This is a genomic window from Streptomyces fragilis (assembly GCF_003112515.1).
Taxonomy (GTDB): domain Bacteria; phylum Actinomycetota; class Actinomycetes; order Streptomycetales; family Streptomycetaceae; genus Streptomyces; species Streptomyces fragilis.
The window spans coordinates 534,000-545,893 of the sequence record NZ_BEVZ01000002.1 but is presented as its reverse complement, the minus strand read 5'-3'; the positions used below and the strand labels follow the sequence as shown (position 1 = coordinate 545,893).

Sequence of the window (11,894 nt, the reverse complement as noted above, 5' to 3'; positions counted from 1 at the left end):
GGCCCCCGGACCCGTGGTCCGGTCGGCGCCGCGGGGGCGGTCAGCCCTGGGCGGCGGCGAGCCGTTCGAGGTCGGACACACGCTGCTGCGGCGACAGTTCCACGCCCACGCTCCGCAGCGTCGAGTCCAGGACCGCCCAGACCGACCGGCAGAGCATCGCGCGCAGCTCGTCCTCCGACTGCTCGGGCTCGGGGTCGCGCATCCACTGGTTGACCGCGGTGTCCACGAAGCCCACGATGCCGACCGCGACCGACCGGACGGGCACCTTGGGCACCCCGAGCGCCTTCAGCACGTCGCCGAACCGCTCGCCGAGCGTCAGCGCGATGGCCGACTTGGTGTCCGCCACCAGGGAGCCGTCCCCCATGGAGTGCTCGGCGATGCCCATGTAGGCGTACAGGCGGGGATGCTGGGACACCCAGTCCAGGTGCGCGCCCACGACGCGGTGCACGGACTCCTCGATCGTGCCCTCGAAGGTGAGCGTGGGCTCCATGCGCTGCACGAACGACTCCACCACCCGACGGCGGATCAGCTCGTCCAGGGAGGCGCGGTCCTTGAAGTGCCGGTAGAGCACCGACCGGGGCAGGCCCATCCGCTCGGCCAGGCGCTGCATGCGGAAGTGCGCGCCCTCCTCCTCGATGAGCGCGACCGCCCCGTCCACCAGCTCGCCCTGACGCTGCGCACGGTGCTCGTCCCAGCGGGTGGAGCGTCCGTCGGTCTGCGCCCCGTCACCCGTTCTCTCCACCATCGCCCCAGGATATCCGCCGCTCCAACAGGCGAGCGTCTCCGAGCCAGGACACACGCGGGAGGCGCCCCGTGCGCGGCGGCGTAGGTGCGCGATCGCATCGTGGCAGGAGCGGCGGTCGCCGCGTGAGGAAACCGCGAACGTCCGGGCACCCGACGCCGGCACGCGGCTAGTGTGCACCCGGCCGGCCCGGCACGACGGAGCCGGCGGGACGAGGGAGGTCTCCGACATGGCGGAGGATCGTTCGGTTCACGGTGGTGGCCTGTCGCGGCGCGAGCTGCTCGCGTCGTCCGCCGCCGCGGGTGGCGCGGCGTGGCTGCTGCGTGGGCTGATCCGGCCGGACGGGGCGTACGCCGCCGACGCGCCCTCCGCGCCCCCGGGCTTCCCGGCAGGCCCCGACCTCTACCGGCGCGTCTACGAGAACTGGGCCGGCGAGATCCACACCGACCAGTTGTGGACGTGCGCCCCACGCCACCCGCAGGACGTGCTCGACGTGGTCAACTGGGCCCACGGCGCCGGCTGGACGGTGCGCGCGCAGGGCAAGCGGCACGGCTGGGCCCCGCTCACGGTGGCCGACGGCACCCCGGCCGCGACCCGGGTCGTCCTGCTGGACACCACCGCGCACCTGACCGCCATGTCGCTGGAGCGGCGGGCCGCCGACGGCTCGGCCGAGGTCAGGGTCCAGACCGGGGCCACCCTGGAGGACCTGCTCGCGTTCGCCGGCGCCGCCGGTCACGGCGTCACCGCCGCGCCCGCGCCCGGGCAGCTGTCGGTCGGCGGCGCGCTCGCCATCGGCGGGCACGGTACGGCCGTCCCCGCCGACGGCGAGAGCCCGCCGCCCGGCCACGGCTACGGATCGCTCAGCAACCTGGTCACCGAACTGACCGCGGTCGTCTGGGACGAGGGCTCCGGCCGCTACGTCCTGCGGACCGTCGGCCGGGCAGAGCCCGACTGCGACGCGCTGCTCGTGCACCTCGGTCGTTCGCTCGTCACCGAGGCCGTCCTGCGCGTGGGCGCCGACCAGAACCTGCGCTGCCAGTCCCTCCTGGACGTTCCCGCCTCCGAGCTGTTCGCCGCCCCCGCCGCCGCGGCCGGGAAGCGGACCCTGGCCGACTTCGTCGAGCGGACCGGCCGGGCGGAGGCGATCTGGTTCGCCTTCACCGACAAGCCCTGGCTGAAGGTCTGGAGCGTCGCTCCGCGGCGGCCGCTGGGCTCCCGCGCGGTCGACGAGCCGTACAACTACCCGTTCTCCGACTCGCTCCCCGAGCCGGTGGCCCGGCTGGCCGGTTCCCTGGTCTCCGGGGCCTGGGCGAGCGCTCCGCTGTTCGGCCAGGTGCAGTACCTGCTGGCGAAGGTGGCGCTGACCGGCGACATCACCGACGTCCTGCTCTCCGGCGACCTGGTGCGGGAGGTGCTGACCGGTGACGTCCTGACCCACCTGCTGGCGGGCGGGCTGCGGTCGGACCTGTGGGGCGCCTCCCGCACCCTGCTGCAGTACGTCCGGCCCACCACGCTGCGCGAGACGGCCAACGGCTATGCCGTCCTCGTCCGCCGCGCCGATCTGCAGTGGGTGGTCAGCCGGTTCGCCGACTTCTACCGCACGCTGCTCGCCGAGTACGCGGCGCGCGGCGAGTACCCGGTCAACGGGCAGGTGGAGATCCGTGTCACGGGCCTGGAGGACCCGTCCGTGTGCGGCGTACCCGGCGCGCGGCCGCCCCTGCTGTCCGCGCTGCGACCGCGCCCCGACCGGCCGGACGTCGACACCGCCGTGTGGATCGACGTGCTCTCCCTGCCGGGCACACCCGCCCTGCACCGCTTCTACCGGGAGGTCGAGCGGTTCCTGTTCGCCCTCGACGGGGACAGGGCGACGGTCCGGGCGGAATGGTCCAAGGGCTGGGCCTACACCGCCACCGCCGCGTGGTCCGACCCGGACGTCCTCGCCCGCACCGTCCCCACCGCCCTGCGCGCCGGGGGCGGCCCGGGCTGGGACGAGGCCGTCGCGACCCTGGATCGGCTCGACCCCCACCACGTGGTGTCCAGCCCCTTCCTCGACACCCTGCTGCGCTGACCAGCGACCGAGCCCGCACCCCCGAGAAACGCGCTCGCGCCGCAGCAGAGGCGCCCTTACGCCCGGCTCATACGGCGTGCACGTGCACATCCGGCGGGTTGAACACCGCCACGTACGCCTCGATGTCCTCCGGATCGCTGGTGAAGATCACCGCGCTGCCGTGCTTGGCGGCCGCCAGCGCCACCCACGCGTCCACGGCGTCGGGCTTCCTCTTCGCCGGGAGAGCCGCCTGCCCCAGTGCCGTACCGACCCGGCGCCAGTCCGTCAGGTCGGGACCCGCCAGGCACCCGATGCATTCGGGCCGACCGGCCCGGGTGTCGCGCATCGGCGGGGCAGAGCCACGAGCCTGCGGCACGGTGCAGTCGCCGAGGACACCCGCAAGGGCGTGCACCGGTCTCGGGGCCGGACGCCACACCTGCGCCAGCGCGGGTCCCAGCACGACCGCACGGTGCGGAGTCCCTCTCATCGCTTCGTGCAGGTGCACAGCCTTGGCCTTGCGGTCCGCGAGTGCGATGAGCATCCCCGTGTCGTACACGGGCACGCGCGCGCTCAAGCCGCTTCTCCCGGCCGCGCGGCAGGCCGGTCCGCCCCGTACACCAGGCCGAGAGCCCGTTCGACGTCGCGCCGCTCCTCCTCCGTCAGGTCGGCGACCGGCTCCTCGGGGAGCTCTCCCGCACGTGCGGCCTCGGTCTCCGCAGCGGCGATCACCGCGTCCACGCCCGCGAACTGTTCCTCTATGGCCTCGGTCTCGGCCATCTGCCGCGTCGCGGCGTGTACCAGATAGGCCGAGACGTCCATCCCGGCACGTTCGGCGTGCCGGCGGATGCGTTCCGCCTGCTCCGGCTCAAGGCTGATGCTGATCCTGGTCCTGGCCATGCCAGCAAGCGTATGACGCGTATTACCCCCGGGCAAACGCACGCCGCACGAGGTCCCCGACGGGTCGAACGCACCTGGCCCCGGTCGGCGTGCGACCGGGGCCAGAGCTGAAGGGGAGCGGGGAACGGGTCAGTCTCCCGCCGGCTCCATCCGCAGCGAGATGGAGTTGATGCAGTACCGCTGGTCGGTGGGCGTCGGGTAGCCCTCGCCCTCGAAGACGTGGCCCAGGTGGGAGCCGCAGCGGGCGCAGCGGACCTCGGTGCGGACCATCCCGAGGGAGGTGTCCGAGACCAGCTCGACCGCGTCGGTGTCCTTCGGGTCGTAGAAGGAGGGCCAGCCGCAGTGGGACTCGAACTTGGTCTCGGAGGTGAAGAGTTCGGCTCCGCAGGCGCGGCAGGAGTAGACGCCCTTCGCCTTGGTGTCGGTGTACTCGCCGGTGAAGGGGCGCTCGGTGCCGGCCTGGCGCAGGACGGCGTACTCCTCGGGGGTGAGCTCCGCGCGCCACTGCTCGTCGGGCTTCTCTATCTCGTAGGCCATGGTGTGCGCCTTCCCTTACCGGTTCTGCTGTGCGAGACGGTCCAGGATCAGCGGGCCGAGGTCGGTGACGTCGCCCGCTCCCATGGTGAGAACGAGATCGCCGGGCCTGGCCATTCCCGCGATCACGGCGGGCGCGTCGGCCTTGCCGTGGACGGCGGTGACGTCGGCGCCGGTGTTCCGGGCGGCGTCGATGATGAGCTCGCTGGTGACGCCGGGTACCGGGTCCTCGCGGGCCGGGTAGATGTCGAGGACGACGGAGGCGTCGGCGAGGGCCAGTGCCACGCCCATCTCGGTGCCGAGCTCCTGGGTGCGGGAGAACAGGTGCGGCTGGAAGAGGACCAGTATCCGGCCGCCCTCGGGGAGACCGGCCCGCATGGCCTCGAGGTCGGCGGTCATCTCGGTCGGGTGGTGGGCGTAGGAGTCGATCACCTGGACCCCGGCGGCCTCGCCCTTGAGCTGCAGGCGCCGCTTGACGCCCTGGTAGGCGGCGATCGCGGGCGCGAGCTCCTCGGCCGGAATGCCCAGCGCGACGCCCGCGGCCAGCGCGGCGACCGCGTTGTGGGCGTAGTGGCGGCCGGGCACCGAGACCGTGAAGGTGAGCGGGGCGTCGTCGATCTGGACGGTGACGTCGCTGGTGAGGCCCTTGGCGACGACGGCGCCGATGCGGACGTCGGCGTCCAGGGACTCGCCGTAGGTGACCGTGCGGATGCCGGTGCCCTCCAGGCGGGCGGTGAGCTCGCGGGCGCCCTCCTGGTCGGCGGAGATCACCAGCGTGCCGCCGGGGACGATCTTCCCGGCGAAGATCCGGAAGGAGTCGTAGATCTCCTCGATCGACGCGTAGTTGGCGTGGTGGTCGAGCTCCACGTTGAGGACGATGGCGACCTCGGGCGCGTACTTGTGGAAGCTGCGGTCCGACTCGTCGGCCTCCGCGACGAAGATCTCGCCCGAGCCGTGGGCGGCGTTGGAGCCCGGCAGGTCGAGGTCGCCGCCGATGGCGTACGACGGGTCGAGGCCCAGGGCGCCCAGGGACACCGCCAGCATCGACGTGGTGGTGGTCTTGCCGTGGGTGCCGGCGACGGCGATGGGCCGCAGTCCGTCCATCAGGCGGGCCAGCGCGTCCGAACGGTGGACGACGGGGATGCCGAGCTCGGCGGCGCGGGCCAGCTCCGGGTTGTCCTCGCGGATGGCGGAGGAGACCACCACGCAGCTGGCGTCGTCGGCCAGGTGGGCGGCGTCGTGCCCGATGTGGACGGTGGCGCCCAGGGAGCGCAGCGCGTCGGCGGTGGCGGAGTCCTTGGCGTCGCTGCCGGCGACCTTGGCGCCCCGCTGGGCGAGGATCTTCGCGATGCCCGACATACCGGCGCCGCCGATGCCGATGAAGTGCGGTCGGTCCATGGCGGTGGGCAGGCCGGGTGCCATGCGTGTCTCCCCTGCGGTGGTGCGGTCGTGTCCGCCCACAGCCTAGTACCGCGCCCGCCGCGGTCCCGGACGGCCGCACCGGGGCGGGTCCGGCCGGGGCCGGGCGGGGCGGCCGGTCAGGCGGGGGTCTGGCCCTGGGTCCTGCTGTGCGAGAAGAGCTTGAGCACCGGCACGCCCACCTTGTGGCGGGCCCGGGAGGCCCAGTCGCGGTGGAAGAACTCCTCGACGTAGTGCGGGTCGGTCAGCACGATCACCTCGTCAGCGCCGACCTCCTCGACGACGGCTCTCAGCGCGTCCAGCGGGTGCTCCTCGACCAGTCGCCCCTCCGCGTCGCTGCCGGCGGCGCGCAGCGCCACCAGGGAGATGTCGAGGGCCTGGCGGCCCTGCGCGGCGGCGTCCTTGCCCTCCGGCTTGGCGGACTCCCGGGCCGCCTCGTCCAGCGCCCCGATGGCGATGTCGTCGATGGCGCGCAGCAGCCGGTCGGCCTGGTCGCCCCGTGGCTGGAGCAGGACGTGGAAGGCGACCGGCTCGTCGCCGTGCAGCGTGGTGACGAACTCGACGTCGGCCGAGGTCAGGGCCTTCTCGATCATCAGTACGCTCGTGAACACGTGGGCGCCCCTTCTCTTCCGTGCACGGACCTGAGGGGCCCGCTGTCGTCCGTGGCCGGCAGCGGCGTCGCGGGCCGCTGCTGAAACCATCCTGCCCCCTCGTCCCGGTCCCGACCTACGCAATTCCTCGGCCGGGCCGGACCAGGGGGATCTCCATGTTCCACCGATCGCACGCCTCAATCCCGGCCGACCGGGCCCGTGCGCCCCGCCCGGAGCCCCGTCCGGCCTCAGCTCCGGTGGTAGCGGCTGAAGAGGAAGCCGTCCTCCTCCAGCAGCGAGCCGAGCACGAAGCGGTGCGGCACGGCGACCGACGGGCCGCCCGCGATGCGCTGGGCGTCCCCGGCGGTCAGGGTCGGGGAGACGGTCAGGCACAGCTCGTCCAGCACGCCCGCGGCGATCAACTGCCCCAGCAGACGGGGGCCGCCCTCGGTGAGCAGCCGGGTGTGCCCCAGTCCGGCGAGCGCGTGCACGGCCCGCGCCGGGTCGACGCCCATGCCGTCGCCCGCGACGACCACCCGGGCGCCCGCCCGCTCGGCGGCGGCGACCCGGTGCGGCTCGGCGGCGGCGCCGGTGAGGATCAGGGTGGGCACCAGCGGCGAGGTGAAGAGGGGGAGCGACAGGTCCAGCTCCAGGCTCGCCGAGACGACGGCGATGACGGGCGCCGGGCCCTGCCCCGCGGCCTCCCGGCGGGCGGCGAACTCCTTGCGGGCCCGGGCGGGCCGGTAGCCCTCCTGCCGGACGGTCTGCGCGCCGACCACGATCACGTCGGCCAGCGCCCGCAGCGTGCCGAAGATCCGCATGTCCGTGGCGCTGGAGATGGGGTGCGAGCGGCCGTCGTGCTGGGCCGCGCCGTCGAGGCTGGAGACCATGTTGGCGCGCAGCCACGGCTCCCGGGATCCGGGGCCGCACTGCGGGTCGGTGGCGTGCGTGGGGTAGGCGTAGGCGTCGGCCAGTTCGTCGAGGGTCCACTCGCGGCCCGGATCCGTCGGCGCTGCCGGGGCGGCGGTGGCTGTCTCTTGGGTCACAGGGAACAGGCGTCGCATGACACGCAGTGTGACATGCCGCTTAACATGGGGAAGCGTGTCGCCTTCCCCCTCCGCCGCCGGTCGCGGACCCATAGCCGAAACGGTCCCGCAGTCCCTCTGCGCCCGTGAGCCCTTCGTTCCCGCCGACCGTCTGGTGGCGGAGATGGTGCCGCCGCCGCGCTTCGGCGAGGCCCGCTTCGGGACGTACATCCCGGACCCGAACCAGCCCAGCCAGAGCGAGGCGGTCCGCGTCCTCGAGGGCTTCGCCGCCACGCTCGACGGCCCGCCGGCGGACTCCGGGGGCGGCGCGATGCGCCGGCTGTTCGGGTTCGGCAAAACCAGGCAGGCCGCCCCGGCCGGTCCTCGCGGCGTCTACCTGGACGGCGGGTACGGCGTCGGCAAGACCCACCTGCTGGCCTCGCTGTGGCACGCCACCCCGGCGGAGCCCTCGCTGAAGGCGTTCGGCACCTTCGTGGAGCTGACCAACCTGGTCGGCGCGCTGGGCTTCCAGCAGACCGTGAAGACCCTCTCCGGGCACCGGCTGCTGTGCATCGACGAGTTCGAGCTGGACGACCCGGGCGACACCGTGCTGGTGTCCACCCTGCTGGGCAAGCTGGTCGAGGCGGGGGTCGCGCTGGCCGCCACCTCCAACACGCTGCCGGGCAAGCTGGGCGAGGGCCGGTTCGCCGCGGTGGACTTCCTCCGCGAGATCCAGGGCCTGTCCGCGCACTTCCGCACGCTGCGCATCGACGGCGAGGACTACCGGCACCGGGGCCTGCCCGAGGCGCCGCCGCCGTTCTCCGAGGAGCAGGTCGAACGGGTCGCGCACGGCACGCCGGGGGCCTCGCTGGACGCGTTCCCCGCGCTCCTCGACCACCTCTCGCGCGTCCACCCGAGCCGTTACGGGGCGCTGACGGACGACCTGACCGCGGTCTGCCTCACCGGGGTGTCCGCGGTGCCGGACCAGTCCACCGCGCTGCGCCTCGTGGTCCTCGCCGACCGGCTGTACGACCGGGAGGTGCCGGTGGTGGCCTCCGGGGCGCCGTTCGACGAGCTGTTCAGCGACGAGATGCTGGCCGGCGGCTACCGGAAGAAGTACTACCGGGCCATATCGCGGCTGACGGCGCTGGCCCGGGACGCCAAGCCGCTGGTCGAGGCCTGACGGCCGCGCCGGGCGGGCCCGTCCGGAAGGACCGGGCCCGTCCGGGCCCGGAGCTCCGAAGGGCTGCACTGATCGTCCGCCCGCGGGGTACCCGGCGCGGCATGAGTACTCGCTACCCTCCGCTCGGACCGTCGTACTGGATGCGGACGGCTCCAGGCGACGAGCCCTATCCCTCCCTGGCCTCCGACGTGGACGTGGACGTCGCCGTGATCGGCGCGGGCATGGCCGGCATCAGCACCGCGCACGAGTTGATGCGGGCCGGCCGGACCGTGGCCGTGCTGGAGGCGGGCCGGCTGGCCGGCGGCGTCACCGGATACACCACCGCCAAGCTGACCGCCCTGCACGGCATGGTCTACGCCCACCTGCGCAGGACGCGCGGCACGGAGGGCGCGCGCCTGTACGCCCGGTCGCAGACCGAGGCGATCGAGCACGCCGCGGCCCTGGTCGAGGAACTCGGCATCGACTGCGACTGGGAGTCCCGCAACGCCTACTCCTACGTCACCGACCCCGCCAGGGCCGACCAGGTGCGGGCCGAGGCGGAGGCGGCCCGCGAGGCGGGTCTGCCGGCCGTCTTCACCCAGGTCACCGGGCTGCCCTTCGAGGTGGCCGGAGCCGTCCGGGTGGAGGGGCAGTACCAGTTCCATCCGCGCGAGTACCTGCTCGCGCTCGCCGCGGACCTGGCCGCGCAGGGCGCGCTGATACTGGAGAACACCCGCGTCACCGGGCTCACCGAAGGCGAGCCGCACACCCTGGAGACGAACACCGGGAACGTGGTGCGGGCCCGGGACGTCGTGGTCGCCACCCACTACCCCGTCTTCGACCGGGCCCTGCTCTTCTCGCGGCTCTCGCCGCGGCGTGAGTTCGTGGTGGCCGGGAAGATGCCGGACTCCCTCGATCCGGACGGCATGTACATCACGTCCGAGGAGAACACCCGCTCGGTGCGGACGGCGCCGCTGGACTCGCCCGGCAAGCGGCTGCTGCTGGTCACCGGCGAGCACATCACGCCCGGCACCGGGGATCCGGAGGAGTGCTTCCGGCGGCTCACGGACTGGGCGGTGGCCAACTTCCCCGGCACCGAGCCGATGTACGGGTGGGCCACCCAGGACACGGACGCGACCGACACCGTGCCGCTGGTCGGGCCGCTGCACCCGGGCGCCCGGGGCCTGTGGGTGGCCACCGGGTTCCGCGGCTGGGGCATGAGCGGCGGCATCATGGCCGGGCGGCTGCTGGCGACGCTGATCGACGGCGGGACCAGCCCGTGGGCCGAGCTGTACGACCCGCGCCGGGTGGCGCCGGTGCTGCGGGAGGCCCCGCGGTTCCTGCAGACCCAGGCGAAGGTCGCCCGTCACTTCGTCGGCGACCGGCTGGCGGCGGCGTTCGGGGCGACCCCGGTGGAGGACATCGAGCCCGGCGACGGTGCGGTGGTCCGCGTCGGCGGGGAGTCCGTCGCCGTGCACCGGGACGACGAGGGCGAACTGCACGCGGTGTCCGCGCGGTGCACGCACCTGGGGTGCCTGGTGGACTTCAACGCGGCGGAGCGGGCGTGGGAGTGCCCCTGCCACGGCTCGCGCTTCGGCCCGGACGGCTCCGTCCTCCAGGGCCCCGCGACCCGCCCCCTCCCCCGCCGCTCCCTGCGCCACCGCTCCGATCCCCCGTCCCCTTCCTGACCCACGACCCGCGCGGGGCGGCAGGCGCACCGCCTGCCGCCCCGCGCGTGCGCCGGCCCGCCCGGCAGCCGGGCCCCCTGAGAGGGTGGAGGCGGAGTTTTGGCAGACTGGGGGCCGTGACCACCTCGCCGTTCGCCACCGTCGCCGACCCACGGGACGACAAGCCCCAGTACGTGCTCCCCCTCGTCGTCCGGCTGGAGAAGACGGATCCGCCCGCCCGCACCGACGCGCTGGAGACCTCCGCCCGCGCCGTGCTGACGATGCTGGACGACCCCCGGGCGACCGGGGACGGGGAGTGGGCGCAGGCGATGGAGGCCTGGCAGGACGCCCGGATCCGCAAGGTCGTCCGCCGCGCCCGCGGGGCGGAGTGGCGCAAGGCGCAGACCCTGCCCGGCATCACCGTCACCGGCCGCCACGGCGCCGAGGTCCGCGTCCACCCGCCGGTCCCGCTGGACGGCTGGCCCAAGGAGCTGGCCAAGCTGCAGGTCTCCGGCACCGACCTGGACGACCCGGAGCCCCCGCCGCCCGCCGACCTCACCGCCCCGGTGCTCTGGCTCAACCCGCGGCTGGACATGTCCGCGGGCAAGACGATGGCCCAGACCGGTCACGCCGCCCAGCTCGCCTGGTGGGAGCTGCCGGACGCCGACCGCGCCGCCTGGCGGGACTCCGGTTTCGCCCTCGCCGTCCGCACCGCTTCGGCCGAGCGCTGGGCGGAGTTGCTCCGGTCCGGTCTGCCCGTGGTGCGCGACGCCGGTTTCACGGAGATCGCGCCGGGCTCGTGCACGGTGATCGCCGACCACCCCGCGCTCCGCCGGGCCTGACCGCGATGCCGCCCACCGCCCCCGGAGGGCGCCGAGACATGACCTCCCGCCCGAAGCGCCCGAAGCGCCCGACCGCGCGCCGCGGCGCGCCGGCCGTCGCCGCGCTGTGCGCCGCACTCCTCACCGCCGCGGCCGGGTGCACCACCGCCGCGGACGACACCGGGCGGAACACCGCGCCCGGGAAGACGGCCCTCCCGCGGGCGGGGGTGGACTTCGACTACCAGCTCGGCGGCCCCTACACGCCGCCGGACACGGTGGGCGCGGTCGTCCGCGACCGCACCGAGCGCCCCGTTCCGGGGCTCTACAACGTCTGCTACGTCAACGCCTTCCAGGCCCAGCCGGACGCCCTCGGCTGGTGGCGCAAGCATCACCCCGAACTGCTCCTGCGCGACGCGGACGGCGAGCCGGTCGTCGACCGGGACTGGGACGAGGTCCTGCTCGACACCTCGACGGCGGACGGGCGCCGACGGCTCGCGGAGATCGTCGGAGGGTGGGTCGACGGCTGCGCCGCGGCCGGGTACCAGGCCGTCGAGCCGGACAATCTCGACTCCTACGAGCGGTCGGACGGCCTCCTGACGGCGGCCGACAACCTGGCCTTCGCCGAACTGGTCGCACGGCGGGCCCACTCGGCGGGTCTGGCGGTCGCCCAGAAGAACACGGTCGCGCTGGCCCCCGAGGCCCGTGAGCTCGGTTTCGACTTCGCCGTGGCCGAGGAGTGCGGCCAGTACGACGAGTGCGGCGCCTACGCGGACGCCTACGACGACCGGGTGCTCGTCGTGGAGTACCGGCCCTCCGGCTTCGCCGCCGCGTGCGAGGAGTGGGGCGGGAGGCTGTCGGTGGTGCTGCGGGACCTGGACCTCGTGCCGGCCGGGGAGGACGGGTACGTCCGCCGCACCTGCTGACGGTGGCGGCCCCGTCGTCGGACGCGCCACGCGCCGGCCGTGGGCGGCGTGGGCGGTTAGCTCAAAT

12 protein-coding genes are annotated in these 11,894 nt (G+C 74.2%); 5 read left to right on the top strand and 7 right to left on the bottom strand.

Features of this window, described 5'->3' with window-relative positions:
• Nucleotides 1-40: 40 nt before the first annotated feature.
• Entirely contained in the window at nucleotides 41-745 is a 705-nt protein-coding gene (locus tag Sfr03f_RS04475; RefSeq protein WP_108952369.1) for a TetR/AcrR family transcriptional regulator, read from the bottom strand.
• A 226-nt stretch (nucleotides 746-971) separates the two neighbouring features.
• Here Sfr03f_RS04475 and Sfr03f_RS04470 point away from each other — a divergent pair, with 226 nt between their 5' ends.
• On the top strand, nucleotides 972-2,810 hold the full coding sequence (locus Sfr03f_RS04470; RefSeq protein WP_108952368.1) for a cholesterol oxidase substrate-binding domain-containing protein: 1,839 nt from the start codon (nucleotides 972-974) through the stop codon (nucleotides 2,808-2,810).
• Between the two features lie 67 nt (nucleotides 2,811-2,877).
• Here Sfr03f_RS04470 and Sfr03f_RS04465 read toward each other — a convergent pair whose 3' ends face one another.
• The 6 genes from Sfr03f_RS04465 to Sfr03f_RS04440 all read right to left on the bottom strand — a co-directional run bounded on the left by Sfr03f_RS04465 (nucleotide 2,878) and on the right by Sfr03f_RS04440 (nucleotide 7,293).
• Nucleotides 2,878-3,330, bottom strand: a complete 453-nt coding sequence (locus Sfr03f_RS04465; protein WP_245967392.1) for a hypothetical protein — start codon at nucleotides 3,328-3,330, stop codon at nucleotides 2,878-2,880.
• A 29-nt stretch (nucleotides 3,331-3,359) separates the two neighbouring features.
• Nucleotides 3,360-3,686 carry a plasmid mobilization protein gene (locus Sfr03f_RS04460; protein ID WP_108952366.1) on the bottom strand — a complete coding sequence of 109 codons (327 nt, stop codon included), beginning with the start codon at nucleotides 3,684-3,686 and terminating at the stop codon, nucleotides 3,360-3,362.
• A 129-nt stretch (nucleotides 3,687-3,815) separates the two neighbouring features.
• Nucleotides 3,816-4,223 carry a peptide-methionine (R)-S-oxide reductase MsrB gene (gene msrB, locus Sfr03f_RS04455; RefSeq protein ID WP_108952365.1) on the bottom strand — a complete coding sequence of 136 codons (408 nt, stop codon included), beginning with the start codon at nucleotides 4,221-4,223 and terminating at the stop codon, nucleotides 3,816-3,818.
• Between the two features lie 15 nt (nucleotides 4,224-4,238).
• A complete protein-coding gene (gene murC, locus Sfr03f_RS04450) occupies nucleotides 4,239-5,642 on the bottom strand; it encodes a UDP-N-acetylmuramate--L-alanine ligase (protein ID WP_108952364.1) in 1,404 nt (467 codons plus the stop codon).
• 116 nt (nucleotides 5,643-5,758) lie between these two features.
• A complete protein-coding gene (locus Sfr03f_RS04445; protein WP_108952363.1) occupies nucleotides 5,759-6,250 on the bottom strand; it encodes an indole-3-glycerol phosphate synthase in 492 nt (163 codons plus the stop codon).
• Nucleotides 6,251-6,477: 227 nt separating this feature from the next.
• Complete coding sequence (locus Sfr03f_RS04440) at nucleotides 6,478-7,293, bottom strand: pyrimidine reductase family protein (RefSeq protein ID WP_108952362.1); 816 nt, start codon at nucleotides 7,291-7,293, stop codon at nucleotides 6,478-6,480.
• 37 nt (nucleotides 7,294-7,330) lie between these two features.
• On the opposite strand from Sfr03f_RS04440, the gene zapE reads away from it, so the two are divergent.
• The 4 genes from zapE to Sfr03f_RS04420 all read left to right on the top strand — a co-directional run bounded on the left by zapE (nucleotide 7,331) and on the right by Sfr03f_RS04420 (nucleotide 11,827).
• The gene (zapE, locus tag Sfr03f_RS04435) at nucleotides 7,331-8,437 is read left to right on the top strand and encodes a cell division protein ZapE (RefSeq protein WP_108952361.1); all 1,107 of its coding nucleotides are present in this window, start codon (nucleotides 7,331-7,333) and stop codon (nucleotides 8,435-8,437) included.
• 101 nt (nucleotides 8,438-8,538) lie between these two features.
• Nucleotides 8,539-10,104 (top strand): FAD-dependent oxidoreductase, encoded by a 1,566-nt coding sequence (locus tag Sfr03f_RS04430; protein WP_108952360.1) that lies wholly within the window; start codon nucleotides 8,539-8,541, stop codon nucleotides 10,102-10,104.
• Nucleotides 10,105-10,220: 116 nt separating this feature from the next.
• A complete protein-coding gene (locus Sfr03f_RS04425) occupies nucleotides 10,221-10,925 on the top strand; it encodes an aminoacyl-tRNA hydrolase (RefSeq protein WP_174721530.1) in 705 nt (234 codons plus the stop codon).
• A gap of 38 nt (nucleotides 10,926-10,963) precedes the next feature.
• Nucleotides 10,964-11,827 carry an endo alpha-1,4 polygalactosaminidase gene (locus Sfr03f_RS04420; RefSeq protein ID WP_108952359.1) on the top strand — a complete coding sequence of 288 codons (864 nt, stop codon included), beginning with the start codon at nucleotides 10,964-10,966 and terminating at the stop codon, nucleotides 11,825-11,827.
• The last annotated feature ends 67 nt before the right edge of the window (nucleotides 11,828-11,894 follow it).